Source organism: Mesorhizobium calcicola (assembly GCF_042682105.1).
In the GTDB taxonomy this organism is placed as follows: domain Bacteria; phylum Pseudomonadota; class Alphaproteobacteria; order Rhizobiales; family Rhizobiaceae; genus Mesorhizobium; species Mesorhizobium calcicola.
Window position 1 is genome coordinate 104,521 of record NZ_JBHUGY010000022.1, and the last position, 26,880, is coordinate 131,400.

Sequence of the window (26,880 nt, forward strand, 5' to 3'; positions counted from 1 at the left end):
CAAAACCATTTCCTTCAAACTCGGTGGCTTATCCGATAGCGCTCAATTCAATTTCAAAGAATTAAGCGCAAACTATTGATATGTAATAATTTGGTGGGCCCGGAGGGTGTGAGATTCTCAAAGAAAATCAATGGTTTACCGGATGGTTAGCCAACCCATATCCTTCGTATCGTCTCGCATGGTCTGGCGAACCTGAGGATCAGTAGGACGACTAATTTTTCAATGCAACGGCATTTCTCGTTCCTACAAGGGGTTCGGTGAGCGACCATAAGGGTATGAGCGCGGCTGGTTTGGGGCCGTAAACGGACTGTCCGTTTTAGGGTCGTCCGGGTTACAAAACGGACTGAAGCGTCCAATGTGCGCGACCATTTTTGTGCAAACTGACTTTGGGCCTTGCACCTTTCCGAAATGCGACCAATTGTTGGACTGGCCTCGCGGCCAGCTAGCTCATCACTTCGAAGCCAACTTCAGGAAGCAGGCTGCTGCTGCCGGCCGTGAGGACTGGTAACTGTTGGTATTCGAGGACTATCCGGGCTCTGCTGGAGCCGGCTCGCCAATGCCACCGTGAGAGCTTGCGCGAGGCACATCGGGGCTGCCAGCGAGCGTGAGAAGGTGTATTCGTGCTCCGGGACAGCGAAGAGTACCGTGGCTGACTTCGCGAGTGGTGACAAGGTGCTGTCGGAGATGGCGATGATTGGCACCTTGGCCGCAGCTACCTGTTCAACCACATTGACGACTTCCGTTGCGTAGAACCGGAAGGATACCGCAAACAACAGGTCGCGCTGAGTAATCGTGCGCGCCATGTAGGTTGCGAGGCCGCCGCTGGGATCCAAGAGGACGCAACGCTTGCCAAGCATTGTTAGAACGTAGCGCAGCAGGTCGACCACCGGGGCCGAGCGCAACTGCCCTATAAGGTAGACCGTCTCGCATTTCTGCAACAAATCGACGGCTTCGACGATCTGGTCAGCCGAGACATCCGCGAGCAGATCTTGGAGCGATGCGATGTCCCGCACGACAAGATCTCGCAGGAATCCAAGTTCGCTTCGATCCTCACGGGTGCCAAGCTCAGCTTCTAGGGCGCGCATCCTTGCCTCGAACCCGGGCGCGGCGGTTGAAAGGCGCTTTTGAAATAGACCCTGAAGCTCTTTGAAACCCTCATAACCGAGCGACTGCGCGAACCGAACAAAACTAGACGCATGAATGCCACAGCGTTCGGCAATCGCACTGACCGAAAGAACCGCGACGTCGTTCGGGTTCTGGGTCAGGTAGACTGAGATTGCCTGATACGACTTGCTCATGCCCTCGAAACGGTCGTGCACGAGACGAATGAGCTCTTCGTAGTTCTTCGGCGGTTCAGCAACATTCATGACCACGATTCCTGCAAAATTCGTTGCAGTGTGCCCTGAACTCATCGGAATTGCCAATGGGGTTGGCGAAATGGTCCGCACCTTTCAGTACGAACCATTTCCCATCAGTTCAATAGGCCTGCTGACCGGTCAGCTTCTCGATGATCTTGTCAATCGAGACGGCTAGGACGAGGAGCAACCCGGTGACGATGAGCCTGACTTCGTTCTTGACCCCCATTAGATTGAGACCGTTTTGCACGGTTCCGATGACCAAGGCGCCTAGCAAAGCCGCATGAATAGCGCCGCGCCCACCGAACAGACTGACGCCCCCGATAACCGCCGCTGCTATAGATTCCAGCAGGAGTGTGCCGCCACCCACGCCACCACCCGAAAACACACCCACACCAAGCGTTCGTGATGACGCAATGATGCCCGCAATTGCCGCGACGCCTCCCGCAATGGCAAACGCTGCGGTCCGGATGCGCGGCACCTTGATGCCCGCGCGCCTTGCCGCTTCGGCATTGTTACCGATCGCGTAGAGGTAGAGACCAAACTGGGTTTCGTTGAGAACATAACCGCCCAGCCCAAGCAGGACGGCAAATATGAGCACCGGCAGCGGTATTCCCTGGTTGGCATTGAGCACCACAACCGCCATTGCGCCTATCAGCGCCGATACGACCAACGGAAGGACTACCGAATGCATGATAGAGACTTCTAAACCAACGCGCCGTCTGCGCCGGACGCTGGAAAGGATAAGAAGCGCCAGGAAAACGATGCCGATTGCCCAGGCGAGCCAAGCGTAAACTCCGTCGATGGTCGTTTGAGCAATCAACTCGACGCCGGTCCCCATGAGTCCGAAACGTGCTGTGGCAGGCAATAAAAGAAGTTGGATGCCGTTCAAGGCGAGGCCTAGACCGAGCGTCACCACGAAGGACGGAACACCGATCCAGTTTACCCAACGCGCTGAGACCGAACCGACCGCTGCTCCAAGGATGACGGACAGCGGCAGGGCAAGCAACGGAGAGACTCCATATTCGACAATCAGTTTGGCGCTCACCACTGCCGTAACGCCATGGATAGCCGCAATCGAGAGGTCAATCTCGCGTACGAGCAGTACAAACATCAGGCCAAGCGCCATGATGCCGACGACGGTCGACTGCAATAGCAAGTTCGAAAGATTCCGAGGCGTGAGGAACACGTCGCTTTGAAGAGCGAAGAAGACCCAAAGCACCACAAGCCCAATAATCACCGGGAGCGCCCGAAGGTCGCTCCCAAGCAACTCTCCAAACGTGCGGCGTTTCGGAGCCGCGCTTGCCGAGATCGAGACCATAACTTTCCTCCCTAAGCGAATTTTCGGCCGCTATCAGCCCGCCAGGTTTACACCTTCGTTGCCACCCACCATCGCGTTCACAACCATCTCTCCGGTCACGTCTTTTGATCGGAAACTGGCGGCGTTGGCGCCAAGGCGCATAACCTCGATTCTGTCTGTCGAGTTCACCACGAAGTGGTGGATGTCATGGCTGACAACGACCACGCCAAGGCCATCGTCGGCCAGGCTGCGAATGAGGTCAGCGACCTGCTGGGCGGCGGAGTGGCTCAGAGCCGCGGTGGGCTCATCCAGGATCACCACTTTGGGCTTCCAAAGCACCGACCGGGCGATCGCGATGTTCTGGCGCTGCCCTCCTGACATCGCACCGACAGGGCGGGTTAGGGACAGATTGCTCAGACGCATACGGGACATGACCTCGCGAGCCCGCACTTCGCACTCCGCCCGCCTTATGCGATTGCCGAAGAGGCGCGAGCCGGTAAGTTCGCGCCCCAAGAACAGGTTCTGCACGGCATCCAGATTGTTGCACAGAGCGAGATCCTGGTAGACGGTGGCGATGCCATGCTTGGTGGCATCCGACGGGGTACGAACGAGCGCCGGCCTGCCCTCGATCTCGTATTCGCCGGAGTCAGCGGCATGAACGCCTGCCATGACTTTGACCAGCGTCGACTTGCCGGCTCCATTGTCACCGACAAGGGCAACAATCTCGCCGGCGTGAACGTCCACGGACGCGCCGCGTAGTGCGTGGACTGACCCAAAGGACTTCTGGATGTTGCGGAGGGAAATGAGCGGCACGGACGAGTTCGTGGCCGGCGCCTTCCGCATGGAAGGCTCATCTGCTGGTGCGGTCATCTCGTTCTCCTCCCCAGGCTTGGTGGGGGGCCATCCTCGGTGGCCCCCCTTTGGTGGCTCTACAGGTTCTTCTTGCAGATATCAGTCGTTTCAATGCCCTTGCAGATTTCCGGCCAAGTCCAGACACCGGCCTTCACCACATCGCCGAGGTTGTTCTTGGTGATGTTCGAGACCGGAAGGAATACGGCGGGCACGTCCATGAAGGTGTTGTTGACCTTGCCGTTGATCAGGTTCTGCGGAACACCTTTGCCAGCCACGATCGATGCGACCACATCGGCCGCATAATTCGCCTGAACCTTGAGATCCTTGAGCACGGAGTTGTCCTGCCAGCCCTGCGCGACGTAGCGCAGGGCTTCGACGGTTGCGTCCTGTCCACCAGTCACCAGCTTGTCGCCTGGCTTGAAGCCCTGGGAAATGAGGGCCGCAACCGAGCCGCCGGTCGTGCCGTCGTTCATGCCGATGAAAGCGTCGACGTCGCCGCCATTCTTGGTCAGGCAGTCTTCGGCGAAGCTTTGAGCGATCGTCGGATCCCAGTTCTGCGTGTACTGCTCACAGACGACCGTTACCTTGCCGGAATCGATCAGCGGCTTAAGGAATTCATCCTGGCCGGCTTCATACTGCTTGGTGCCATATTCGCCCTGGTTGCCCTTCACCCGGGCGACCTTTACCGGGGTTTTCGACATAGCCTTGATCAGCTCGGCGGCGCGCTTGCCCTGCTCCCGGCCAACCGCAAGCGAGTCAAACACCACGTGAGCCTCGGCCTTCCCGCCGACGGCATCGTGATCGTAGAGCACGACCGGCACATTCGCCTTGGCGGCGGCCGCCAGTTCGCCGGCGGCAAGATTGGCGTCGGCGGAAGTGAGGAGGATGACCTTCGCCCCTTGGGCAATGGCGTCCTCGACCTGAGACTGCTGCTTGGACGGGTCACCCTGGGCGTTCGCGACGACGACTTCAACGTCCGGAGCTTTCTCCTTCATGGCGGCAACGAAAAACGGGGCATCACGGCTTTCAAATCGGATCGTCGTTTCGTTGGGCAGGAGAAAGAAAACCTTCGCCTTATCCGCAGCAGCGACGCCGCCAATCAGGGCCGCGGAAATGACGGTTGACGCGAAAAGGGTAGAAATCAGTCGTTCCATTCAAACCTCCCGTGGAACAATGGTTACCCGGAGCTGCGGGCTAGAGATCTCTCTCCTCGCCTTCTCCTCCCCGGCCTGAACATTGACGCTTGCAATGCTCATTGCACAATTATGTATTCTGCAAAGCACGATGAGTCAAAGGAAAAATGCAACGATGAATGACTGATCTATAAAACCGCAAAAACCATTGCATGGGGCGCCGACCTTGAGCCGTAACCACCTCGTTTACGCAGCCTTCCCTGCGGAGCGGTTCACGACTAGAGCCGGATCGATCTTCCCCGAAAAGAAATCGATCACGTTTCGGACGGAAGCCACGGCCATGCGCTCTCCGCATTCTCTTGTAAGTCCAGCGATATGAGGTGAAAGGATGACCTGATCCAGATTGACCAGTGAGTTGCCTTCGGCTGGCGGCTCACGGTCGAAGACATCGAGGCCCGCAGCGCCGACCTGGCCAGAGCGCAAAGCATCAACGAGAGCTTGCTCCTCGACAATGCCTCCCCTGGCTGTATTCACGAGGATGGCGCCGCGCCTCATGACAGCAAATTCTGCGCGGCCTATCAGTGGTTGGTCGGCCTTCGGTATGTTGATCGAAATGACGTCGGCCCACGACAAACCATCGCGCAGCGCGTCTACCGCGCTGACCGGGCCTTCGGGCCAGGCTTGCTCTTGCAAGTAAGGGTCGAAGGCTCTGACCTCCATGCCAAAGCCGGAAGCCATGCGCGCCAGATGGCGGCCAATTCGGCCAAACCCGACAATGAGGAGATTCTTGCCCGAGATCTCCTCCGCCTCCAAATTGTTGCGCCACCCCCACTCATTGGGTTGCCGTACCGAGCGATCGGCACGAAGCGCACGTTTGGATGCGGCAAGGATCAGCATCATTGCATGTTCAGCGACCGAGACTGAATTCACATCTCCAACAATCGTGAGCGCGATGCCGCGTTCGATCAACGACGGCAAATGCACGGCGTCATATCCAACCCCATGCCGGGAGACGACCCTCAGGCGATCGGCCTTCGCAACGGTCTCGGCCGACAAAGGTTGAGTGCGAAGGACAAGCGCATCAGCCTTGCCGATCAGTGGCGCATAGGACTGCTCGGACACTTCCTCGATATAGTCGAATGTGACATCGGGCAGGCTGTTCAGAAGAGCCATGCCGGACGGGTGCAATTTCCCGGCAACAAGGATGTGGGGCATCAGTAGGCCCCCTTCTCTCCGGCGACAGCGACCCGACCCACCAGTTCACGAAACCGGCCCACACTTGCCGCCGCTGCTGCGGCCAGGAGGCGAGAGTCACCAGCCACGGTAGTCATGTTGAATCCCCATTCGATGGCACGGGCTGCATAATCGGCAGTGCCGCAGTGCAGAGCGGCTTTGATGCCGTTCGCTTTGCAGGCCGCCACGATCCGGTGCAAAGCGTCGAGCACCTCAGGCTCTTCGCGATCGAAGCCGGGTGACAGCTTGCCATCCGTCAAGCTGAGCGTCAGATCTGCTGGCCCCACATAGATTCCGTCCAAGCCGGGTGTAGCGGCAATCTCGTCGAGGTTGCCCATCGCCTGCTTGGTCTCGACCATCGCAAAAGCCAGGATTTCGTCATTGGCTTCGCCAGCGTAATTCGAGCCGGCGGCGAAGCTGACCCTGGTTGGCCCGAAGCTCCGCTGCCCAAGTGGCGGGTAACGCAGGTAGCTGACGAACTCAGCGGCCTGCCCTCCGGTGTTTACCATCGGACAAATGATGCCGTAGGCCCCAGCGTCGAGCGCCTTCATTATGATGCCGGGTTCAAGCCAGGGAACGCGAGCCATAGGCACGACGCCTGAAGCGCGCATGGCCTGAAACATGGGCAGCACGGCAGAATAGTCCAAAGCACCGTGCTGGACATCGATTGAAACAGAGTCATAGCCCTGTGCGGCCATGATTTCGGCTGTGAAAGCGTTCCCGATCGAGAGCCAGCCGTTGATGGTCGGCCGACCTTCCGCCCAAATGTGCTTCAGTTTGTTCTTTATCATCCGAGCCTCCTAGAACACGACCTGTGCGAGCTTGGTATCGAGGTAGTCGCTAATGCCTTCCGTCCCGCCTTCTCGTCCCATGCCGGAGTGGTTGGTGCCGCCGAACGGAGCTTCGGATGCCGCCAACGCAAAGCTGTTGATGCCGACCATCCCAGCCTTCAGTGCGGAAACGGTGCGACGAGCTCGTCCAGGCGAGCGGGTAAATGCATAGGCGGACAGGCCCATGTCCGAGGCATTTGCCCGGGAGACTGCTTCCTCTTCCTCGGTGAAGCGTGTGATTGCCGCGATGGGACCGAAGTTCTCCTGGTCGAAGACTTTCATATAGTCGGTGACATCGGTCAGGACGGTCGGCTCGAAGAAATGCCCCGAATTGAGATCCGGCGCGCGACCCCCTCCGGCGACCAATGTTGCGCCCGCCTTCAGCGCATCGGCAACGATGGCCTCGATCTCTGTGAAGCGTGCTGCGTTGATCAGCGGGCCCATCTGGGTCGATGGGTCAAGCCCGTCACCCAACTTCAGGCTCCTGGCCCTTTTGACGAAGCCGTCGACGAACTGGTCGTGAAGGCTGTCATGGATGAAGAACCGATCGGGCGTCACGCACACCTGGCCGGCATTTGCAAATTTCGTCGGCACCGAAACGTTGAGCGCGAGCTCGAGATCCGCGTCGTCATAGACGATCAAGGGGGCGTTGCCGCCAAGTTCCATCGACACTTTCTTGACGGTGTCCGCCGCATCCCGGATCATCTGCTGGCCGACGCGGGTCGAGCCGGTCAAGGACACTTTTCGCACTGCCTTGTCGGCCATGATCGGGGCATAGGTCGTGGCCGTCGGTCCCACCACCAGGTTGACGGCGCCCTTGGGAAGGACACGCATGCAGTCGACCATCACCATGGCGACGCCTGGCGTTTGGCTTGAGGGGCGCAGGACGACGGAGCAGCCGGCAGCCAGCGCCGGCGCGACTTTTCGAGCGACAAGCGCAGCGGGAAAGTTCCAGGCGGTGAAGGCGCCGACGATGCCAACCGGCTCGCGGAATACTTCGAAGCGGCCACCGGGAACCCGCGATTCGATGATCCTGCCGTAAATCCGCCGCGCCTCTTCAGCGAACCACCTGAATTGGTCGATCGCCAATGTCCATTCTCGCTCCGCTTGCGCGACAGGTTTGCCCGTCTCGAGCGAAATCATGCGTTTGGCTTCCTCGGCGCGCCGGGTCATCTCGTCCGCGATCTTGTGAAGGGCGTCAGCACGGGCGAACCCGCTCGTGGACCGCCATTCCCGCAGCCCTCTAGCGGCCGATGCGAGAGCGGCCTCGGTATCAGCCACGGTCGCAACGGGCACAGCGCCCATTGTTTGGTCGCTTACGGGGCTGACGACTTCGGCTTGCGTCTTGTCCGATGAGGCCATCCACTGGCCATCGATGAACAGACCATAGTTCTTGTACATGGATCACCCAATCTCACTGATGCTGACGGTGCGGCGCTCGGCCGCCGACCTGATTGCCGCCTCGGCCAGGACGAGGGCCGCATGGCCGTCCTCGAACCCGACTTCCGGCTTTTTTCCCGTTTCGATGGCATCCACGAAGGCGCCGATTTCGGCCATGAAAGCCTCGGCGTATCGATCGATGAAAAAGTTTAGCAGCGGCGCAGCCTTGCCGGTGAAGTCTGCCCGATGGAGGCTGGTCATATGCGGCCGGCGATTTTCCGAAACTATCATGCCGCCTGAACCTAGCGCCTCGACACGCTGATCGTAGCCGTAAGTCGCCTGCCTCGAATTGTTGATGATGCATTGCTTGCCCGTGGCCGTCCTCAGGACGACCGAAACAGTGTCATAGTCGTCCAGTCGATCCATCAACGCCTTGTCGATTAGTCGACTTCCGGCGGCGAATATTTCGGTGACCTCTTCACCCAGAACAAACCGCGCCATATCGAAGTCGTGAATGGTCATGTCTCGGAAAATACCGCCGGAAGCCTCTGCATAGGCCACTGGGGGCATTCCAGGATCGCGGGATGTGATGACTACCTGGTGGAGATCGCCGATGTCCCCAGCACGGATCGCGTCGCGGAGCGCCCGATGGCCGGGGTCGAAGCGCCTGACAAAGCCCAACATAATAGGGACATCGCTCTTGGATCGGATGGCCTCTGCACACTTTTGCACGCGGCCCAGGTCGAGATCGATTGGCTTTTCGCAAAGAACTGGTTTGCCGACGGCAACCGCCTTCTCAAGCAAATCGGCGTGAGTGGACGTGGACGTCGCGATCAGTATCGCGTCGACATGCTCACTCTCGATCAGATCATCGGCAGTATCAAAAACCGGCACTCCCAGTTTGGTGCTCAGTTCTTGAGCCGCGGGACGATGCACGTCGAGCACGCCGGCCAGCGATGCGCGTGGATGCGCAGCGATGTTAGCCGCATGCATCCGACCGATCCTACCGCAGCCAAGCACTGCAATTTTCAACAAGGAGTCCTCCCCGTTCCGCACAATCTTGCAATGTTTGTTGCGGAACTCTTGCATTGTCAATGAATATTTCGTAGGTATCTCGAAACCTGATGCATGGGAGGAGATGCGATGTCCCGCGAGACCGTGCGCCTGACGATGGCGCAGGCGTTAGTGCGCTATTTGTGCAATCAATTCACGGAGATAGATGGGCACAAGGTGTCCCTCTTCGCTGGCGTTTTCGGCATCTTCGGCCACGGCAACGTCACCTGCCTTTCCGAAGCACTTGAGGCGGTGCAGGACAAATTGCCGACCTGGCGCGGTCAGAACGAGCAGTCGATGGCCCTCGCGGCCGTTGCCTTTGCGAAGGCATATCGACGTCGCCGGCTGATGGTTGCTGCGACATCGATCGGACCAGGCGCGACCAACATGATAACCGCTGCCGGAACGGCACATGCCAATCGTCTGCCGGTGCTTCTCCTTGCGGGCGATATCTTCGCCAGTCGCGTGCCGGATCCGGTCATGCAGCAAGTTGAGCACTTCACTGATCCGACCATATCCGTCAATGACGCCTTCAAAGCGGTGACTCGGTATTGGGATCGCATCCTGCTCCCCGAGCAGATTATTTCGTCTCTACCCCAAGCGGTCGCTGCGATGCTGGACCCGGCCGATTGCGGGCCTGCCTTCCTGGGTCTTGCTCAAGACGCGCAGGAGGTGGCGTACGACTATCCGCTTGCATTCTTCGAGCCGACCACCTGGGCAGTTCCGCGTCCTAGGCCGGACCGCACCAAACTTTCCGAGGCTGTGAATCTGCTAAAGAAGGCAAAGAAGCCGCTCATCATATCAGGCGGCGGCGTTCGCTACTCGTTGGCCGAGGAACTGGTCGCTGATTTTGCGGTTCGGCGTGGCATTCCCATCGTAGAGACCATAGCCGGCAAAAGCGCTCTCACACACGACCATCCCGCGCACGCCGGGCCGATTGGCATCATTGGCTCGACCTCTGCGAATGCCCTGGCTGGGGACGCCGATGTCATTCTGGCAATAGGAACACGGCTGCAAGACTTCACGACAGGCTCGTGGACTGCATTCCGGCGAGACGCCAGATTCATCTCGATCAACACCGCCCGCTATGACGCGACCAAGCATCGCGCGATCGCAGTCGTCGGCGACGCGCTCGAAACGGTGACCGAACTGGACGCGGCGCTCGGTGACTGGAAGGCGAGCCCCGACCATATGAAGCATGCAAAGGCGCTGTTCGCAGACTGGAACAAGCTCCTTGACCAGTATCAGGCCCCCACCAACGGCCCGGTTCCCACCTACGCCCAGGTAGTCGCGGTGGTTAACCAGGTCGCCAAGCCGAATGACACATTGATTGCCGCTGCCGGCGGCACACCGGGAGAAGTAACCAAGGGCTGGAGGGTAAAGCAGAGCAACACCTTCGATTGCGAGTTCGGTTTCAGCTGCATGGGCTATGAGATCGCCGCTGGTTGGGGTCACGCCATGGCGAAGGATGGTGATGGCACGCCGATCGTGATGATCGGAGACGGCACGTACATGATGATGAATTCCGACATCTACTCGACCGTGCTCACCGGTCACAAGATGATCGTGGTGGTTTGCGACAATGGCGGCTTTGCTGTCATCAACCGGCTGCAGCAGTTCAAGGGTGTCCCGGGCTTCAACAATCTCCTCAAGGATTGCCGCGTCAAAGAGCCGTTTGCGGTCGACTTTGTGAAGCACGCAGAATCCATGGGTGCTTTAGCTCGCCGTTGCGAAAGCCTTGCCGATCTCGAGGCCGCGATGGAGTGGGCGCAAGAGACGGATCGCACCACGGTCATAACAATTGTCACCGATGCCTTCGCCTGGGTGCCAGGAGATGCAGACTGGGACGTTGGTGTGCCGGAAGTCTCCGAGCGCGAGTCCGTCCTGAAAGCGCGTGCCCAGCAAATTGAAATTCGCCAGAAGCAGCGGGTCGGAGTGTGAAGTGAACCGAATTGATGGAAAAATAGCGGTCGTCACGGGCGGCACGCAGGGACTCGGCGCGGCCATTGCCAGGCTTTTCGCCCAAGCAGGCGCAGCGGGGGTCGTGACCTGCGGTCGCGACCGCGAGAAAGGCGAGTCTGTCGCGAAAGCAATCACTGCCGACACTGGCGTCGATGTCTCTTTCGTGGTGGCGGACCTTCAGAACGTCGACCATTGCCGGGCAGTTTTGGCCCACGTAGAAGCCAAACACGAGCGCGTCGACATCCTCGTGAATGCGGCCGGCCTTACTGACCGCGGAAATCTGCTCGATACGTCTCCCGAACTGTTCAATCGAATGTTCGCAATCAACGTGCGGGCGCCGTTCTTCCTGATGCAGGAAGCCGCGAAGCTGATGATCAGTCGGGGCATCAAAGGAAGCGTCGTTAACATCGGCTCGGCGTCTGAACGGGCCGGGCAACCCTTCTTGTCATCGTACTCGGCATCGAAGGGAGCGCTCGCGACCCTAACCCGGAATACTGGATACGCTCTTATGCGCAACCAGATCCGGGTGAACCAGCTCGACATCGGCTGGATGGCTTCAGACGGAGAGGACAAGGTGCAGCGCGAGTACCATCACGCGGAACCCGATTGGCTGGCCAAGGCGGCAGCCGCTCAGCCATTCGGCCGTCTCCTCGCACCGGAGGAAGTTGCCCGCGCGGTTCTCTTCCTGGCATCGGACGATTCCGGGATGATGACGGGCGCCGTCGTCCACTTCGATCAATCGGTCTGGGGAGCTTATGACGGCGGCCCACCAGCTCCTGCAATGGCCCTATCCGCATGAGGAGGCAACCATGAGAACGATCAAAGGGCCGGGGATATATCTGGCTCAGTTCGCAACCGACGACGCGCCCTTCAACACCCTCCCCGATATCGCCGGCTGGGTCGCGGACAGGGGCTTCGCCGGGGTGCAGATACCGACGTGGGACACACGCCTCATCGATATGAAGCGTGCGGCCGAAAGCAAGACCTACTGCGACGAGCTTAAGGGTGTCGTTGCCGCGAAGGGTCTCGAACTTCCGGAGCTCGGCTCGCACATCACCGGCCAGTTGGTAGCGGTGCATCCTGCTCACGACCAGATCATGGATAGCTTCGCGCCCGCAGCCGTTCAAAATAACCCTGCCGCGCGGCGGGCGTGGGCTGAGGAACAGATGAAGTTTGCCGCGCGAGCCTCGCGCAATCTCGGGATCGACCGCCACGTGAGTTTCACCGGCACGTTGCTCTGGCCTTACCTTTATCCTTATCCGCAATGGCCGGAAGGTCTGGTCGATGATGCCTTCGACGAACTCGCCCGTCGCTGGCTGCCGATACTCAACGATTTCGACGAGCAGGGTGTGGACCTCTGCTTCGAGATCCATCCCTGCGAGGATGTTCATGACGGACTGACCTTCGAGATGTTCCTTGAGCGGGTCGGCAACCACCCGCGCTGCAACATCCTCTATGACCCCAGCCATTTTGTGCTGCAGGCCTTGGACTATCTGGCCTTCATCGATCACTACCATGAGCGGATCAAGATGTTCCACGTCAAGGACGCGGAATTCCGTCCAGACGGCAAGACCGGCGCATATGGCGGCTTCCAACCATGGTCCAAACGTGCAGGCCGTTTCAGGTCGCTCGGTGACGGCCAGGTTGATTTCGGCTCGATCTTCACGAAGCTATCAACTTACGGCTTCGACGGATGGGCGACACTCGAGTGGGAGTGTTTCATCAAGAACCCAGATGACGGCGCCACCGAAGGCGCCAAGTTCATCCGCGAACACATCATTCGTGTCGCTGATCGCGCTTTCGACGATTTTGTAAAATCTGGCGCTAACAAAGCCGCCAACCGGGCGATGCTCGGGCTTGACTGAGGCGTAGGCAGAATGTCTGAAACGACGACGAAGAAACCCCTCCGGCTGGGCATGGTTGGAGGTGGCCAAGGGGCCTACATCGGCAACATTCATCGCATCGCGGCGAGGCAGGATGGCGCCTGGCAACTGGTCGCCGGCGCGTTTGATGTCGACCCAGCCCGCGGACATGCGTTTGCGGCTCGTGAGGGCCTCGACCCCGCCAGGTCGTATGACAATTACAAGGCGATGATTGAGGGAGAGCTGTCTCGTGAGGACAGGATCGACGCCGTAGCAATCTGTACGCCGAACTTCACGCACTTCGCTATCAGCAAGGCGTTTTTGGAAGCGGGCTTTGACGTAATTTGCGAGAAGCCACTGACCGCGACACTGGAAGATGCCGTCGCACTCGAAAAGCTGGTCCGCGACAGCGGTCGGTTCATGGGCGTAACTTACACCTATTCGGGGTATCCGATGGTGCATGAGGCCCGGCACATGGTCGCTACCGGGCAACTCGGGGAGATTCGGACTGTTCAGGTCGAATATCCGCTTGAATGGATGGCGACTGCAATCGAGGCCGAGGGCAACGCACAGGCGGCGTGGCGCACTGATCCCAAGAAGAACGGTAGAGGCGGCTCGATCGGCGACATCGGTACCCACGCGTACCACCTTGCGGGTTTCGTGTCCGGCCTCAAGCTCGAGTCTCTGACAGCGGATCTTGCCACGTTCGTCCAAGGGCGGGCGCTCGATGACAACGCTCATGTGATGCTTCGCTATCAAGGTGGCGCACGCGGTCTTCTATGGTCTTCCCAGGTTGCGCTGGGATCGTCAAATGGCGTGCGACTGCGCGTGTTCGGCGATAAAGCCTCGCTCTCCTGGTTCCAGGAACAGCCGAATGAGCTTGTCCATGCGCGCCTCGGCGGGCGAACTGAAACCATCAAACGCGGCGCCGATGATCTTAGTGAAGGAGCAAAGGCAAGGACACGCACTCCACCAGGGCATCCGGAGGGATACCTGGAGGCCTTCTCCAACCTCTACGCTGGTTTTGCAGAAGCGATCTACGCTAAGCGTGAAAAGCGCGAACCGTCAGCCATTGGTCGCGATATCCCGACTGCCTATGATGGGCTTAAGGGCGTTGCCTTCGTCGACGCCGTAGTTGACAGCGCAAGCGCGTCGAACCCGTCTTGGCTGAAGCCTATCGTGGTGTAAGCCCTCAATTTACGATGGGGCATTGCCGAGCAAACGCAGTTCGCGTCGCCAGCAGTGGTCTTCTCGGTGCCCCGATGCGTTGTAGCGGACCGGCTCAATGTCAGCTATCGGTCGGAGCAGGTCGCCTGCAGCGGTCTATTTTGAACGTCTGCTTTCCGGTTATGGAGAAGCTGACTCGAATGACCACACTGCGGCGCAAAGCAGCCATGCCGCCGTCGTGAGACTCGGATTTGGTGACATGCAAAACAGCAGCCCCCTACGACTCGTCCCTCTCATCGCGCAAATTAGACACAACGCGGCGGTTCTGCGACCTGCAGGCGGCGTCGGGGCAGTCGCGGACGAGCCTGTCCTTGCCGTAGCCCTTGGCCCACATGCGGTTGCGGTCTATGCCGCCGGCGGCGAGGTAGTCCATCACCGCATCGGCGCGCTGCTGCGACAGCGCCGTTTCACTTGCGCCGGGATCGTCGGCGAAACCCTGCAGCTTGAGCAGCCAGCGCGGATGCTTTGCTAACCAGGCGATCTGGGTGTCAAGGGTGGCCTTGGCGACAGAATCGAGCGCGGCCGAACCTTGCGTGAAATAGGTGCGGCGGCCGACATTGAGGATAAAATCCTCCTCGCTGCCCGGCTGCACGTTCTGGAAGCCGGCAATCTCGGTGTTGGTGATGTCGGGCGTGGAAGGGGCCAGCGTGTTGCTGGTCGAGCAGGATGCGGCCAGCACCAGCAGGCTGGCGGCGAGCAGCCGGCGCGTGTTTTCAATCATGCGGTTCATGAGGCGCCAATCATTCGACAGTGGTGGAAGCGGGCGCCTGGTCGGCGATGTGCGGCAGGACCTCCACCGCGGTGCCGATCGGGCACCGCTGGTAGAGGTCGATGATGTCTTCCGGGAACATGCGGATGCAGCCGCTGGAAGCGTCGGTGCCGATGCTCCATGGCTCCAGCGTGCCATGCAGGCGGTAGCCGATGTCGGCGCCGTCTCGGTACAGATAGAGCGCGCGCGGCCCGAGCGGATTGTTGGACGCGCCGCCTGCGACCATGGGCGGTAGATCCGGCTTGCGCTTACGCATTTCGGGGGGCGGGACCCATTGCGGCCACAGCGCGCGGCGGTCGATCGTCGCGCGGCCGTACCATTTGAAGCCGTCCTTGCCGACGCCGACGCCGTAGCGGATGGCGGTCTTGTTTTCCATGATGAGGTAGAGGAAGTGGTGGCGGGTATCGACCACGACGGTGCCGACCGGCTCGCTGCTGAAATACTTGACGATCTGGCGATGCCATCTCTTGTCGATCTTGGCGAAGTTCGTCTTGCGATAGACAAAATTGTTGTCGCTGGCGGTACCGGCGAAAAAGGATTTTGCCGTCGCGGCTTGAACAATATTGCCGGTAGCACCGACCGCGACCAGCGCCAGACCGCCGAGCACGACACTCCTGCGTGATAAAACCATCGGCAATCCCCCATGCCGTAAGCCTGACGGACCATAGTTGAGAATTATTTCGCCTCAAAGTGGAAAATGCTGCAGTTGGGCCGTGAGCGGACCAGCAGCTTCAGGTGTCAGATCCGAGTGAGCGGACATTCAGTTCGGCTTGAGCGTTGTCCTGATCTGACCCAAAGCAGGCCTTTGCCACGAAGTGCAGAACCGTCGCCCAATGGTGATGGGCGGACGTCGCATCGTTGCCTTCAAAATGCATTTCCGGGTCTAATTTGACGCTGTTCGCAATGCCGCGTCGATGGCATCGCCGAGGCGTTCGACGATCGCGTCGATGGCGGGCACGTCGCAGATGAAGGGCGGCGCCAGCAGCACGTGGTCACCCTTGATGCCGTCGATGGTGCCGCCCATCGGGTAGACGAGGAGACCGCGCACCATGGCTTCCTTCTTGACCCGCGCATGCAGTTTGCGTTTGGGGTCGAAAGGCAGCCTGGTCGACCGGTCCTCGACCAGTTCGACGGCCATGAACAGGCCGCGCCCTCTGATATCGCCGACATTGGCATGGTTGTCGAAACGCTCGCCGAGCCGGCGCGCCAGGTGCGCGCCCATCGCCTTGACGTTGTCGAGAAGCGTGTCGCGGGCGATGACCTCCTGCACGGCTAGTGCCGCCGCGCAGGCCATCGGGTGGCAGATATAGGTGTGGCCGTGCTGGAAGAGACCCGAGCCACTTGCAAACGCATCGAATATCTTGCGGCTAAGCAGAACCGCGCCGATCGGCTGATAGCCGCCGCCCAGTCCCTTGGCTATCGTCATCAGGTCAGGAGCGACGCCGTCCTGCTCGCAGGCATGAAGCGTTCCGGTGCGGCCCATGCCGCACATCACCTCATCGAGGAGCAGAAGAACGCCATGGCGGTCGCAGATCTCGCGGACCCGGCGGAGATAGTCGGCCACCGGCGGCACCGCGCCGGCCGTCGCGCCGACGACGGTTTCGGCGACGAAGGCCATCACCGTTTCGGGGCCGAGCTCGAGGATTTTGTCTTCGAGCGCCTGCGCGGCGCGCCTGGCGTAGTCTTCGTCCGTCTCGCCGGCTTGCTGATAGCGATAGGCGAAGCATGGATCGATGTGGTGCGTATCGATCAGCAGTGGCCGGAACTGCGCGCGCCGCCATTCATTGCCGCCGGTCGCGAGCGCGCCGAGCGTGTTGCCGTGATAGCTTTGCCTGCGTGCGATGATGTTGCGCCGCTGCGGCTTGCCCAGCTCGACAAAATACTGCCGCGCCATCTTCAGCGCCGCCTCGACCGCTTCCGAGCCGCCGGAGACGAAATAGGCGTGGCTGATGCCGGCCGGTGCGTCGGCGACAAGACGGTCGGCGAGCGCTTCCGCCGCTTCGCTGGTGAAGAAGCTGGTATGGGCATAGGCCAGCGTGTCGGCCTGCCGGTGCATGGCGGCGAGGACATCGGGATGGCCGTGGCCGAGGCACGAAACGGCGGCCCCGCCGGAGGCATCGATATAGGCGCGGCCGTCGGCGTCGAAGAGTTCGATGCCCTTGCCGCCGCTGGCGACGGGGAGCGTGGCGTGGATCTGGCGGTGCAGGATGTGGGTCATGTTTTTCCCCGGGCGCGTGGCGGCAATATGTGCATGTCGAGCTGAGACAGTTGGTCTTCGGTGCGGCTGATAGCGGCGAACGATTTCTGCCCGCCCTTGCCGGCGATCAGCGCGGCGAGGATCTCGCCAATGATGAAGGCCGGCGACATGGTGTGGAAGAAGGACGGGCTCTCGGTCGAAACCAGAATCGACAGGTCGGCCAGGGCGGCGAGCGGCGACACGACGCTGTCGGTGATTGCGATCAGCGGGACGCCGTTGGCGGCAGCGCGGCGGGCAAGGTCGACCGTCAGCCTGGTGTAGGGCGCGACGCCGACGACGAGCAGCACATCTTCTGCAGCGGCCAGGCGGATGGCGTCGGTGCCGGCCCCCGACGCGGCATCCAGCATGACAGCCTTCTCGCCGAGGAAGGACATGACATAGGCGAAGTGAGCGGCGACCGGATGGCTGGAGCGCAGGCCAAGGCAGAATATGCGGCGCGCCGCATAGAGCCGTTCGGCCGCTTCAGCCAGCGTATCGAGCATTTGCGGTTCGCCAAGAGCTGCGACTTGCCTGGACAGCGACGCGATCATCTCGGCCGCCAAGGCCCGCTCGCCGACCTCCTCCTGCCGGGCAAGCTGCGCGCCGGCCTTGCCGGCAAAGCCCAGCTCTCCTTGCCGCATGGCGTTGGCATAGAGCGAGCGCATGGGCTCGTAGCCGTCAAAGCCCAGCCTCTTGGCCAGGCGCGTCATCGTCCACGGCTGCAGGCCGGCGCGGCGAGCCTGTTCGCGCATCGACAGCAGCGCGACGTCTTCGGGATTGTCGATGACGTAGCGGGCCGCGCCCTGAAGCTGCGCAGGCAAAGTGTTGAAGACCTCGACAATGGTATCGGTAAGCGGTGCACGGATCATGGTGGGAGCATAGACGCGATCGCTGGAATATGCAACATATGTAGCATTTATTACAATGCGCAACATATGGAGCAATCGGTGAACGTCACGACAGATCAACCGGAGCATCGGCTCGAATCGACTGGTCCCGTCGCCATCGCCGTCGCCCCGAATGGCGGCAGACGCGGCAAGGCGGATCATCCCGCTCTGCCGATCACTCCGGACGAATTGGCGGATGTTGCCGCGGCCTCGCTCGATGCCGGCGCGGCCATGATCCACGCCCATGTCCGCGACCGCGACGGGCGCCACCTGCTGAATGCCGAAGCCTATCGGGCAGCGATCGCGGCGATCAAGGCTCGTGTCGGCGAAAGGCTGGTCATCCAGATCACCACCGAGGCGCTTGGCCTCTACGCACCCGAACAACAGATGCAGGTGGTGCGCGACGTGCGTCCCGAAGCTGTCTCGCTGGCATTGCGCGAGTTCGTGCCCGATGAGACGCATGAGGCCACCTTCGCCTCGTTCCTGAAATGGCTGCGCGCGGAGCGGGTCACGCCGCAGATCATCCTTTATTCCGCCGGCGAGGCGTCCTACCTCAGCGCACTCGCGCAGCGAGGCATGATCCCCTTCGAGAACCCGCCAGTGCTCTATGTGCTCGGCCGCTACACGGTCGGGCAAACGTCGCGGCCCGCCGATCTGCTGCCGTTCCTGGCGACAGAGGATGCGGCGTTCAGACATTGGATGGTCTGCGCCTTCGGCCGGCACGAGACTGCGTGCGTGACATCTGCAGCCCTGCTTGGCGGGCATGCGCGCGTCGGCTTCGAGAACAATCTTTTCCTGCCCGATGGCACGCTGGCTTCCGGCAATCAGGACCTGATCGCCGCCACGAAACGGGCCGTCGAAGCCTGCGGCCTGGCCATCGCCGACGCGGACGCTTTGCGCGGCGATTGGGCAGACATCTAGCGCATCGGATTGTGTTTTCGCCTTTGGATCGAAGGTTCCCAGTCGTCATCTCGATGCGCAAATATCAATTGCATATGATTAGCAAATGCATTTTGGATTTGCGAGACGACGGCGACGGTGTTACGGTTCCCAACGCAAATTCCAACAAAAAAGGGGAAACCGGACATGAAGTTCGCATTTGCAAGTCTTACCGCCGCTGCCGTCGCGGCAACGCTTCTCCTCGGCCAGCCGGCCCGTGCCGACGACCTGATCGTGGCTACCGACACCGCTTTCGTCCCGTTCGAGTTCAAGGAGGGCGACAAATATGTCGGCTTCGACATCGACCTGTGGGATGCCGTCGCCAAGGATATCGGCGTCACCTACACGCTGCAGCCGATGGACTTCAACGGTATCATCCCGGCGCTGCAGACCAAGCAGGTCGACGTCGGGCTTGCCGGCATCACCATCAAGGATGAGCGCAAGAAGGTCATCGATTTTTCGGACGGCTACTACGACAGTGGCTTCCTGCTGATGGTGCCGATCGACAGCTCGATCAAAGGTCCGGAGGATCTGGTCGGCAAAACGCTTGCTGTGAAGACCGGCACGTCGGCGACCGACTATGCCAAGGAGAACTTCAAGGGCACGGACCTGCGCCTGTTCCCTAACAGCGACAACGCCTATCTCGAAGTCGCGACGGGCCGCGCCGATGCCGCCATGCATGACACCCCGAATGTCCTCTACTACATCAAGACCAACGGGCAGGGAAAGGTGAAGACCGTCGGTCCGCAGATGATGGCCCAGCAATATGGCATGGCCTTTCCGAAGGGCAGCGCTCTTGTCGCCAAGGTCAACGCCTCGCTGACCAAGCTGAAGGGCGACGGCACCTACACCGCCATCTATAAGAAGTGGTTCGGCACCGAGCCGCCGAAGAGCTGATCCCCCAGGGTTTCCCAGCGCGCCGGCATGGCCGGCGCGCCTTCCCCCAAAAGGAAAAGCGTCCATGGATTTTGACTGGTCCGTCATCTGGCAGGCCCTGCCGGAACTTCTCAAAGGCGCCCGCCTCACAGTGCTGATCGCGCTGGCCGGGCTCGCCGGCGGGCTGGTCATCGGCTTCGCCGCCGGGCTGGCGCGCGCCTATGGCAATGTTGTCCTCAACGCCATTGCCTTCGTCTATGTCGAGATCATCCGCGGCACCCCGATCATTGTGCAGGTGATGTTCATCTATTTCGCACTGCCGATCCTCGCCGACATCCGGATCAATCCCCTGGCGGCGGCCATCATCGCGATCGTCGTCAATGCGGGCGCCTATATCGCCGAAATCGTCCGCGGCACGTTTCTCTCCATCCACCGCGGATTGCGGGAAGCCGGGCTAGCGCTCGGCCTGCCGTTCTGGAAGGTGCTTGTCTACATCATCGGCCCGCTCGCCTTCCGCCGCATGATCCCGGCGCTCGGCAACCAGTTCATTGTCAGCCTGAAGGATACGTCGCTCTTCATCGTCATCGGGGTCGGTGAGCTCACCCGGCAAGGCCAGGAAATCATGGCGGCCAACTTCCGCGCCGTCGAAATCTGGTCCGCCGTGGCGTTGCTCTACCTGATCATGACCGGGGTGCTGACGTTGATCCTCAGAGTGACCGAAAAGAGGATGCGCATCCTGTGAGCATCGTGGAGTTCAAGAAGGTCACCAAGCGCTTCGGTCAGGTCACCATCCTTGACGAGGTCGACCTGTCGATCGAGCCCGGCGAGAAGGTCGTTCTGATCGGCCCGTCCGGGTCCGGCAAGTCGACGCTGCTGCGCTGCATCAATGCGCTGGAGGAGATCAACGGCGGCGATCTCATCGTCGACGGCATCAGCGTCAAGGGCAGCGGCCGCATGGTCCGCCTGATCCGCCAGGAAGCCGGCATGGTCTTCCAGCAGTTCAACCTGTTTCCGCAGATGACGGCGCTGCAGAACGTAGCCTTCGGCCCGCACCGCGTGCGCGGCGAAACTCGGCAGGAGGCGCGCAGCCAGGCGCTGGCGATGCTGGCCAAGGTCGGGCTCGCCGACCGGGTGAACAACTATCCGAGCGAACTGTCCGGCGGCCAGCAGCAACGCGTCGCCATCGCCCGTGCGCTGGCCGTCAAGCCGAAGCTGATGCTGTTCGACGAGCCGACGTCGGCGCTTGACCCCGAACTCAGGCATGAAGTACTGCGCGTCATGCAGGCACTGGCCGAGGAAGGCATGACCATGATCGTGGTCACCCACGAGATGGCTTTCGCCCGCAAGGTCGGAACCAGGCTGATCTTCATGGAAGGCGGCAAGATCGCCGTCGACGGCCCGCCGCGGGAATTGCTCGAAAACCCGCAAAACCCGCGCTTGAAAGAGTTTCTGCAGCATGTCGCTTGATGCCGGCCGCCGGCTTTCCTTCATCGATATCCAGGGCTCGCCGCATGATGTCGGCGCGGCCCTCGGGCGCTTCGGCCGCGTGGCGCTGCACGACCATTTCCGCCACTCCGCGGCATGGCGCGAACTGACGGTGCGCCGCGCCGATCCGCGCATCGGCCTGATGGCAACGATCGTTCGCGAGCGGTTCCCACGCTGCTGGGCCGAGTTACAAGGTCTTGCCGCCGGGCTGGGGCTGCCTTTCGATGATGTCTTCCTGTGGAACTGCCGCGGCGACATTTGGGCGATGGCTCCGGATGGCTGCACGACCGTGCAACTGCCGGGTTCACCGCATGTCGTCGGGCACAATGAGGATGGCGACCCGGACTTCGCCGGCCACTGTGCCCTCGCCCATGTGACTTGCGAAGGCGGCGGCCAATTCACGGCTTTCGTCTATCCCGGCTCGCTGCCGGGGCACACATTTGCCGCGACGTCGGCGGGGCTGGTCCAGACCGTCAACAACCTTAGGCCGCTGGCCGGCGGCAGCGGCACGCCGCGCATGGTCCTGACCCGGGCGATCCTTGACACGCCCGACCTGGACGCGGCGGTGGCGCTGCTCAAATCGACGCCGCGCGCCGGCGCCTTTCATCTGACCCTGGCCCAGGCAGGCGATGAGCGGCTGCTCAGCGTCGAGTTCACCGCCCAGGCGCTGTCCGTCGATCGCATTGAAGCGGCGCGCATCCATTCCAACCATCTCATCCATACCGACACCGGACGCGTATCGCAGGTCGTCACCGGATCATCCGGCGCGCGCCAGCGGCGGGGCGAGACGTTGCTTGCGCAGACGCCGCAGCCGGACCCGCAAAGCCACGCGGTCGGCATATTGTGGGACGCGGCCGACCCGGAACTGCCGATCTACCGAACCGACCCGGATGACGGCGACATCGAGAACACGCTGGCGAGCGCCGTCTTCCGCATCGGGGCTGACAAGGTCGAATGGTCTGTCTACGATAGGCCGCATGAAGCGGCTCGCTTCGAAATGCGGGATGGGCTGGTACCTGTCGCGACGTGAACAGGAACGGTGCGATGCCAGAGGAACCCGTTGCAGAGCCGCCGCGCACCATCGAGGATCTCCGAGCGCTGGCGCTTTCTGTCGGTCGTGACGAGGCCGGTTTTTCGCTCGGCTCGAAGGCGCATGACGTGTTCGCCAAGCTGGTGGAGGCCCCCGAGCAGTCGGCGGTCCGTTCGATTTCGGAACTGGCAAATCAGTTCGGCATCAATCCCTCTACCCTGACCAGGCTGGCGAAACGTCTTGGTTTTGAAGGTTTCAGCGATTTCCAGGCCGTCTTTCGCAAGGCGATCGCCAACGACCAGCAGTATTTCTACAGCCGCCAGGCCGGACGGCTGCTGGCGACGCGGTCCGTCGGCAATGCTGAGGTCGATGTCTTCGAGCGCCTGGCGCGCGAAACGGCGGCGAATGTCGATGGCTTCCTCGGCCAACTGGATGGCGTTTCGCTGCAGGGCGCGACCAGGCTGCTGGCCAGCGCGCGCCGCGTGCGCGTCCACGGCGTGCGCCAGTTCCATTCGCTGGCCAGCTTTCTAACCTATTGTCTGGGCATGGTGCGTTCCGACGTGGCGCTGCTCGACGCGCCGCGGCTCGGTGTCGCCGAAGCACTGTCGCAACTCGACCCCGGCGACGTCGTCATCGTCGCCAGTTGTGCCCCTTATACGCGCAGCGTCGCCGAGGTTGCCCGCATCGCGGCGGCTAATGGCCAGACCGTGATCGCGATCACTGATTCCCGGTCCTCCCCCCTTGTGCCTCCGGCGGCGCACGCCTTCTTCATCCCGCACACCAGCAGCTTCTATTCGAACAGCATGGGCGCCTATGTCGTTTTTTGCGAGGCACTGCTCAACCTCGTTGCCAGGGAGCTGGGCGACAAGGCGCTGAACTCGCTGGCCGGGCGCGAACGTCTGATTGCCGAGATGAACATAGAGGTTGGTTGACCCGCAGCTTGCCACGGTCCGCTCCTGCGGCAACGCGACCTTCCGCAGGCTCTCCTCAATGTCGTAGAATGGCATGGCCGCGCCGTATACCCGTGGCCACGTCAATGTCCGCTATGGAGATCCGTTGTCGATAGCTGCTAATGCTTGAATGAGGCGCATTTCAGACAGGCAACATTGGGGCCGATAGAAGATCGTCCGGTTCTGGCATTGAAGACAAGGGAGCAGAACTACCGGTTTCCGCCCCTTGCGGGCATTCCGTTTCTGCCGAAGCCTGTCGTCAAATTGTTGCAGCTTTATTGTCGGCTGTAGGTTAGTCGATTACCAACAGCATTCGACAGGGAGTACCGACGAATTGAGCGTAGCGTTTGCCAAGGAGGAAAGCGCCGAGGCAGCGTCGGAAACCATCCTGCCGGCTCGCCCTATCTCCGATCGGATCAACCTCGTCACGGAGGCGGGCCTGAAGATGCTGCAGGATGAATTGGCTCGCGCTCAGCAGGCTCTCGAGGCCGCCAACGTGCCGGAAGATGTCAACGAGAGGCGACGGCAATCAGCGGTTCCAGTTCGAGATGTCAGCTATTATGCCGAGCGCGTCCGCACAGCTCAGCTTATGCCGGTGCCGACGTCTAATGAAGTTATCGCCTTCGGTCACACCGTTACCTTCGAGCGTGAAGATGGCCGCACCCAGACCTTCCGCATCGTCGGTGAGGATGAGGCCAACCCGTCTCAAGCTTCCATATCGCATGGTTCGCCGGTGGCCATCGCGCTGACTGGCAAAACCGTTGGCACCGTTGTCCAACTGGGGCAGCGCGAACTCGAGATCCTGTCCATCTCTTAGTTGGACCCTGCCAACCGCATGGCGTCACGAAGCGGAAGCGACTCCCTTCGGAAGCACACCGCGTCCGAACTCGACATCCCAGCTGCGTTCCGCCGGCGCGGCTTCGCCGCCCAACCCGAGTTTGGGAAAAAGCAACTCGGCAACGTTAAATGCCTCTTCCAGATGTGGATAGCCGGACGCGATGATCGTTTCGATGCCGATCTCCTGATACTCGCGAATTCGCGCGGCGACATTGTCGGGATTGCCGACCAACGCCGTTCCCGCGCCGCCACGCACAAGACCAGGCCCTGCCCACGGATTGGGACCGACAACCAGCCGGTCGCGCCGACCTTGATGAAGCGCCGACATGCGCTTCTGGCCAACCGATTCCGAGATGTGGACAAATCCCTTCTGAGCTTCGGCGATCAGGTCGTCGGTAACATGGCTGATCAGCCGGTCGGCCGCGGCCCACGCCTCGTCCTCCGTTTCGCGTACAATCAGATGAATGCGAAGGCCAAAGCGCATCGTGCGGCCTTGCGCCGCTGCCGCCACCCTGACGCGGTTAATTTTTTCAGCAAGCTGATCCACAGGTTCGCCCCAGCTCAGATAGGCGTCGACGTGCTTGGCGGCGATCGCGATGCCGGCGTCGGAGGAGCCTCCGAACCAAAGCGGCGGATGGGGCTTCTGAACAGGTGGGAAAGAAATGTCGGTGCCGTGGGCGGAAAGGTATTTGCCCTCGAAGTCAGCCGGTTCGCCGGAAAGGATGCGCCGCCAGATGGTCAGGAACTCGTCGGTCTGCGCATAGCGCTCGCCATGGCTGAGCTTGTTGCCGTCGCCGGCAAGGTCGACCGGATCGGCACCCGTGACGACATTGAGCAGGACACGGCCACCTGAAATGCGGTCGAGCGTCGCCGCATGCCGTGCGAACAGCGCCGGCGTTCCGCTGCCTGGCCGCAGCGCCACGAGGAATTTCAGCCGTTCAGTGAGCGGGACCAGTCCAGCCGCCACGATCCAGGCGTCTTCGCACCTCGTACCCGTGGGGAGGAGCACACCCTTGAAGCCAAGCCGGTCAGCCGCCTGAGCGATCTCCTTGAGATAGCCGAAGGTGGCCGGACGGTGCCTCTCGTCCGTACCGAGATACGGTCCATCGCCATGGGTCGGCAGATACCAATATAGGTCGAGCGGACGGCTGTTGCTGGACATCGGGTTGTTCCTTCAGCGATACGGACTGCGTTGAGCCAAGCCTCAGAGCTTGCCCTTCCAGGGGATGAGCCTGTGCTCCAGCCAGCGCATACCGCTGGTGAAGGCGAAGGCGAGGATGGCAATGACGATGAGGCCGACGAAGACGACATCGGTGGCGAGGAAATTGGCGGCCGACATGATCATGTAGCCAAGGCCTGACTGGGCTGCGATCAACTCGGCCGCGACCAGTGTCGACAGTCCGGCGCCAATGGCGATCTTCAGGCCGGTCATGATTTCCGGCAATGCGGAGGGCAGGATGATGCTGGTGAACAGTTGCAGGCGGCTGGCGCCAAGCGACAGCGCGGCATTGATCCGTTCGGCCGGCACCGACCGAACACCAGCCTGTGCGGCAAAGCAGATCGGGGCAAAGGTCGACAGCGACAGGAGCACGATCTTGGAGGTCTCGCCGATGCCCAGCCAGATGATCAGCAGCGGCAGGTAGGCTAGCGGAGGCAAGCCCCAGTAGAGATCGATCGGGACGCTGAAAATGCCCTTGACCCAGCGATTGAGCCCCATCAGCAGGCCAAGCGGAATGCCAAGGAAAATGCCGACGCCGAGTGCGGCGCCGATACGGCCAAGGCTGGCGAGTGTGTGCTCGAGGAGCGTGCCGTTGGCATAGCCATCGGCCCAGACGGCGCTGAATTGGGTCAGCACTTCGGCGGGTGGCGGCAGGAACAGTGGCGACGCCCACTCGAAATGCGCGGCCAGGAACCACAGTCCGATTAGCGCTGCCAGGGTGACCACACTGATGCCGAGAGTACTGGTCGATGGGGAACGGCGTTGCTTGCGAGACGGCGCGCGCTGAGCAATCGACGGCGAAAATGAAGTTCCGGAATTGGCGGCGAGCGTCATTGCAAAGTTCCTGTGCGGGCGCCTTCCGGCTGATGGATGAGCGAGCGGATTTCCTGACGCAGTTCGATGAAACGCGGATGGGACTGGATCGGCCCGATGTCGCCACTCTGCGCGAACTCGCGAACGAAGTCGGCGTCGAACCGGGCGACGATGCGGCCAGGCCTGGGAGACATCACAACGATGGTCGTGCCCAGCGTCAGGGCTTCCTCGATCGAATGCGTAATGAACAGGATCTGCTTGCCGGTCTTGGCCCAGATCGAGGCCAAAAGCTGCTGCATCGTCTCGCGCGTCAGACTGTCGAGGGCGCCGAACGGCTCGTCCATCAAGAGGATCTTCGGGTCAGTGGCCAAGGCCCGCGCGATGCCAACGCGCTGGCGCATGCCGCCTGACAGTTCATAAGGCGGCTTTTCGGCGAAATCCGCGAGTCCAACCAGGTCCAGCAGACGCCGCGAGCGCTCATGGCGCTCGCCACGCGACACACCCCGGTATTTCAGGCCGAGAGCAACGTTGTCCAGCACGTTTGCCCAAGGCAGCAAGGTATCCTTCTGGAACACGACGCCACGATCGCCGCCCGGCGCGACGATCTCCTTTCCGTCCAGCGTGATCGAGCCTTCGGAGAGCGGCAGGAAGC

At 61.2% G+C, this 26,880-nt stretch carries 26 protein-coding genes; 11 read left to right on the top strand and 15 right to left on the bottom strand.

Annotated features, from left to right (window positions below):
• Window positions 1-467 precede the first annotated feature (467 nt).
• The 8 genes from ACFSQT_RS14960 to iolG all read right to left on the bottom strand — a co-directional run bounded on the left by ACFSQT_RS14960 (window position 468) and on the right by iolG (window position 9,118).
• Window positions 468-1,367 carry a MurR/RpiR family transcriptional regulator gene (locus ACFSQT_RS14960; RefSeq protein WP_379019807.1) on the bottom strand — a complete coding sequence of 300 codons (900 nt, stop codon included), beginning with the start codon at window positions 1,365-1,367 and terminating at the stop codon, window positions 468-470.
• 109 nt (window positions 1,368-1,476) lie between these two features.
• Window positions 1,477-2,676: a sugar ABC transporter permease gene (locus ACFSQT_RS14965; RefSeq protein WP_379019809.1), complete on the bottom strand. Its 1,200-nt coding sequence runs from the start codon at window positions 2,674-2,676 to the stop codon at window positions 1,477-1,479.
• A gap of 33 nt (window positions 2,677-2,709) precedes the next feature.
• Window positions 2,710-3,525 carry an ATP-binding cassette domain-containing protein gene (locus ACFSQT_RS14970; RefSeq protein ID WP_379019811.1) on the bottom strand — a complete coding sequence of 272 codons (816 nt, stop codon included), beginning with the start codon at window positions 3,523-3,525 and terminating at the stop codon, window positions 2,710-2,712.
• 59 nt (window positions 3,526-3,584) lie between these two features.
• Window positions 3,585-4,661, bottom strand: coding sequence for an ABC transporter substrate-binding protein (locus tag ACFSQT_RS14975; protein WP_379019813.1), 1,077 nt, complete (start codon window positions 4,659-4,661; stop codon window positions 3,585-3,587).
• 225 nt (window positions 4,662-4,886) lie between these two features.
• A complete protein-coding gene (locus ACFSQT_RS14980; RefSeq protein ID WP_379019815.1) occupies window positions 4,887-5,855 on the bottom strand; it encodes a hydroxyacid dehydrogenase in 969 nt (322 codons plus the stop codon).
• A complete protein-coding gene (locus tag ACFSQT_RS14985; protein ID WP_379019817.1) occupies window positions 5,855-6,664 on the bottom strand; it encodes an HpcH/HpaI aldolase family protein in 810 nt (269 codons plus the stop codon). The genes ACFSQT_RS14980 and ACFSQT_RS14985 overlap by 1 nt, the downstream gene beginning before the upstream one ends.
• Before the next feature lie 9 nt (window positions 6,665-6,673).
• A complete protein-coding gene (locus ACFSQT_RS14990; protein ID WP_379019819.1) occupies window positions 6,674-8,104 on the bottom strand; it encodes an NAD-dependent succinate-semialdehyde dehydrogenase in 1,431 nt (476 codons plus the stop codon).
• A 3-nt stretch (window positions 8,105-8,107) separates the two neighbouring features.
• The gene (iolG, locus tag ACFSQT_RS14995) at window positions 8,108-9,118 is read right to left on the bottom strand and encodes an inositol 2-dehydrogenase (RefSeq protein ID WP_465264336.1); all 1,011 of its coding nucleotides are present in this window, start codon (window positions 9,116-9,118) and stop codon (window positions 8,108-8,110) included.
• 108 nt (window positions 9,119-9,226) lie between these two features.
• Here iolG and iolD point away from each other — a divergent pair, with 108 nt between their 5' ends.
• Genes iolD through ACFSQT_RS15015 form a run of 4 tightly spaced genes read left to right on the top strand, consistent with a single transcriptional unit; the run spans window position 9,227 to window position 14,148 of the window.
• Window positions 9,227-11,077 (top strand): 3D-(3,5/4)-trihydroxycyclohexane-1,2-dione acylhydrolase (decyclizing), encoded by a 1,851-nt coding sequence (gene iolD, locus ACFSQT_RS15000; RefSeq protein WP_379019823.1) that lies wholly within the window; start codon window positions 9,227-9,229, stop codon window positions 11,075-11,077.
• Between the two features lies 1 nt (window position 11,078).
• Window positions 11,079-11,897 (top strand): SDR family oxidoreductase, encoded by an 819-nt coding sequence (locus ACFSQT_RS15005; protein WP_379019825.1) that lies wholly within the window; start codon window positions 11,079-11,081, stop codon window positions 11,895-11,897.
• A 10-nt stretch (window positions 11,898-11,907) separates the two neighbouring features.
• Complete coding sequence (locus tag ACFSQT_RS15010) at window positions 11,908-12,963, top strand: sugar phosphate isomerase/epimerase family protein (RefSeq protein WP_379019827.1); 1,056 nt, start codon at window positions 11,908-11,910, stop codon at window positions 12,961-12,963.
• A gap of 51 nt (window positions 12,964-13,014) precedes the next feature.
• A complete protein-coding gene (locus ACFSQT_RS15015; RefSeq protein WP_379019870.1) occupies window positions 13,015-14,148 on the top strand; it encodes a Gfo/Idh/MocA family protein in 1,134 nt (377 codons plus the stop codon).
• A gap of 256 nt (window positions 14,149-14,404) precedes the next feature.
• Here the strand turns inward: ACFSQT_RS15015 and ACFSQT_RS15020 are convergent, their stop codons facing one another.
• The 4 genes from ACFSQT_RS15020 to ACFSQT_RS15035 all read right to left on the bottom strand — a co-directional run bounded on the left by ACFSQT_RS15020 (window position 14,405) and on the right by ACFSQT_RS15035 (window position 18,061).
• On the bottom strand, window positions 14,405-14,917 hold the full coding sequence (locus tag ACFSQT_RS15020; protein WP_379019829.1) for an OmpA family protein: 513 nt from the start codon (window positions 14,915-14,917) through the stop codon (window positions 14,405-14,407).
• Window positions 14,918-14,927: 10 nt separating this feature from the next.
• Window positions 14,928-15,587: a L,D-transpeptidase gene (locus ACFSQT_RS15025; RefSeq protein WP_379019831.1), complete on the bottom strand. Its 660-nt coding sequence runs from the start codon at window positions 15,585-15,587 to the stop codon at window positions 14,928-14,930.
• A 252-nt stretch (window positions 15,588-15,839) separates the two neighbouring features.
• A complete protein-coding gene (locus ACFSQT_RS15030) occupies window positions 15,840-17,174 on the bottom strand; it encodes an aspartate aminotransferase family protein (protein ID WP_379019833.1) in 1,335 nt (444 codons plus the stop codon).
• The gene (locus ACFSQT_RS15035) at window positions 17,171-18,061 is read right to left on the bottom strand and encodes a MurR/RpiR family transcriptional regulator (RefSeq protein ID WP_379019835.1); all 891 of its coding nucleotides are present in this window, start codon (window positions 18,059-18,061) and stop codon (window positions 17,171-17,173) included. Before ACFSQT_RS15035 ends, ACFSQT_RS15030 begins: the two co-directional genes overlap by 4 nt.
• Before the next feature lie 78 nt (window positions 18,062-18,139).
• On the opposite strand from ACFSQT_RS15035, the gene ACFSQT_RS15040 reads away from it, so the two are divergent.
• The 7 genes from ACFSQT_RS15040 (at window position 18,140) to greA (ending at window position 24,176) form a co-directional block, all read left to right on the top strand.
• On the top strand, window positions 18,140-19,000 hold the full coding sequence (locus tag ACFSQT_RS15040) for a beta-keto acid cleavage family enzyme (protein WP_379019837.1): 861 nt from the start codon (window positions 18,140-18,142) through the stop codon (window positions 18,998-19,000).
• A 165-nt stretch (window positions 19,001-19,165) separates the two neighbouring features.
• A complete protein-coding gene (gene glnH / locus ACFSQT_RS15045) occupies window positions 19,166-19,915 on the top strand; it encodes a glutamine ABC transporter substrate-binding protein GlnH (RefSeq protein WP_379019839.1) in 750 nt (249 codons plus the stop codon).
• A gap of 64 nt (window positions 19,916-19,979) precedes the next feature.
• Window positions 19,980-20,636, top strand: a complete 657-nt coding sequence (gene glnP, locus ACFSQT_RS15050) for a glutamine ABC transporter permease GlnP (protein ID WP_379019841.1) — start codon at window positions 19,980-19,982, stop codon at window positions 20,634-20,636.
• Window positions 20,633-21,361 carry a glutamine ABC transporter ATP-binding protein GlnQ gene (gene glnQ / locus ACFSQT_RS15055; RefSeq protein WP_120017434.1) on the top strand — a complete coding sequence of 243 codons (729 nt, stop codon included), beginning with the start codon at window positions 20,633-20,635 and terminating at the stop codon, window positions 21,359-21,361. The genes glnP and glnQ overlap by 4 nt, the downstream gene beginning before the upstream one ends.
• Complete coding sequence (locus tag ACFSQT_RS15060; RefSeq protein WP_379019844.1) at window positions 21,351-22,409, top strand: C45 family autoproteolytic acyltransferase/hydolase; 1,059 nt, start codon at window positions 21,351-21,353, stop codon at window positions 22,407-22,409. Before glnQ ends, ACFSQT_RS15060 begins: the two co-directional genes overlap by 11 nt.
• A 14-nt stretch (window positions 22,410-22,423) precedes the next feature.
• Complete coding sequence (locus ACFSQT_RS15065; protein WP_379019846.1) at window positions 22,424-23,341, top strand: MurR/RpiR family transcriptional regulator; 918 nt, start codon at window positions 22,424-22,426, stop codon at window positions 23,339-23,341.
• A 352-nt stretch (window positions 23,342-23,693) separates the two neighbouring features.
• Window positions 23,694-24,176, top strand: a complete 483-nt coding sequence (gene greA / locus ACFSQT_RS15070; protein WP_379019848.1) for a transcription elongation factor GreA — start codon at window positions 23,694-23,696, stop codon at window positions 24,174-24,176.
• A 24-nt stretch (window positions 24,177-24,200) separates the two neighbouring features.
• Here greA and ssuD read toward each other — a convergent pair whose 3' ends face one another.
• From ssuD to ACFSQT_RS15085, 3 genes are all read right to left on the bottom strand, one after another.
• Window positions 24,201-25,358: an FMNH2-dependent alkanesulfonate monooxygenase gene (gene ssuD, locus ACFSQT_RS15075; protein WP_379019850.1), complete on the bottom strand. Its 1,158-nt coding sequence runs from the start codon at window positions 25,356-25,358 to the stop codon at window positions 24,201-24,203.
• A gap of 42 nt (window positions 25,359-25,400) precedes the next feature.
• Window positions 25,401-26,249, bottom strand: a complete 849-nt coding sequence (locus ACFSQT_RS15080) for an ABC transporter permease subunit (protein ID WP_379016987.1) — start codon at window positions 26,247-26,249, stop codon at window positions 25,401-25,403.
• On the bottom strand, window positions 26,246-26,880 hold a 635-nt coding region (locus tag ACFSQT_RS15085; RefSeq protein WP_379019852.1), incomplete at its 5' end, for an ATP-binding cassette domain-containing protein. The genes ACFSQT_RS15080 and ACFSQT_RS15085, both read right to left, overlap by 4 nt.

Bases quoted from the DNA above. Each gene is read 5' to 3' on its own strand.
- ACFSQT_RS14980 (WP_379019815.1), bottom strand. From the start codon at position 5,855: ATGCCCCACATCCTTGTTGCCGGGAAATTGCACCCGTCCGGCATGGCT.
- ACFSQT_RS14960 (WP_379019807.1), bottom strand. From the start codon at position 1,367: ATGAATGTTGCTGAACCGCCGAAGAACTACGAAGAGCTCATTCGTCTC.
- ACFSQT_RS14990 (WP_379019819.1), bottom strand. From the start codon at position 8,104: ATGTACAAGAACTATGGTCTGTTCATCGATGGCCAGTGGATGGCCTCA.
- ACFSQT_RS14965 (WP_379019809.1), bottom strand. From the start codon at position 2,676: ATGGTCTCGATCTCGGCAAGCGCGGCTCCGAAACGCCGCACGTTTGGA.
- ACFSQT_RS15080 (WP_379016987.1), bottom strand. From the start codon at position 26,249: ATGACGCTCGCCGCCAATTCCGGAACTTCATTTTCGCCGTCGATTGCT.
- ACFSQT_RS15020 (WP_379019829.1), bottom strand. From the start codon at position 14,917: ATGAACCGCATGATTGAAAACACGCGCCGGCTGCTCGCCGCCAGCCTG.
- ACFSQT_RS14985 (WP_379019817.1), bottom strand. From the start codon at position 6,664: ATGATAAAGAACAAACTGAAGCACATTTGGGCGGAAGGTCGGCCGACC.
- ACFSQT_RS15065 (WP_379019846.1), top strand. From the start codon at position 22,424: ATGCCAGAGGAACCCGTTGCAGAGCCGCCGCGCACCATCGAGGATCTC.
- glnP (WP_379019841.1), top strand. From the start codon at position 19,980: ATGGATTTTGACTGGTCCGTCATCTGGCAGGCCCTGCCGGAACTTCTC.
- ACFSQT_RS14970 (WP_379019811.1), bottom strand. From the start codon at position 3,525: ATGACCGCACCAGCAGATGAGCCTTCCATGCGGAAGGCGCCGGCCACG.
- ACFSQT_RS15025 (WP_379019831.1), bottom strand. From the start codon at position 15,587: ATGGTTTTATCACGCAGGAGTGTCGTGCTCGGCGGTCTGGCGCTGGTC.
- ACFSQT_RS15035 (WP_379019835.1), bottom strand. From the start codon at position 18,061: ATGATCCGTGCACCGCTTACCGATACCATTGTCGAGGTCTTCAACACT.
- iolD (WP_379019823.1), top strand. From the start codon at position 9,227: ATGTCCCGCGAGACCGTGCGCCTGACGATGGCGCAGGCGTTAGTGCGC.
- ACFSQT_RS14975 (WP_379019813.1), bottom strand. From the start codon at position 4,661: ATGGAACGACTGATTTCTACCCTTTTCGCGTCAACCGTCATTTCCGCG.
- glnH (WP_379019839.1), top strand. From the start codon at position 19,166: ATGAAGTTCGCATTTGCAAGTCTTACCGCCGCTGCCGTCGCGGCAACG.
- ACFSQT_RS15060 (WP_379019844.1), top strand. From the start codon at position 21,351: ATGTCGCTTGATGCCGGCCGCCGGCTTTCCTTCATCGATATCCAGGGC.
- ssuD (WP_379019850.1), bottom strand. From the start codon at position 25,358: ATGTCCAGCAACAGCCGTCCGCTCGACCTATATTGGTATCTGCCGACC.
- ACFSQT_RS15015 (WP_379019870.1), top strand. From the start codon at position 13,015: ATGGTTGGAGGTGGCCAAGGGGCCTACATCGGCAACATTCATCGCATC.
- ACFSQT_RS15030 (WP_379019833.1), bottom strand. From the start codon at position 17,174: ATGACCCACATCCTGCACCGCCAGATCCACGCCACGCTCCCCGTCGCC.
- ACFSQT_RS15010 (WP_379019827.1), top strand. From the start codon at position 11,908: ATGAGAACGATCAAAGGGCCGGGGATATATCTGGCTCAGTTCGCAACC.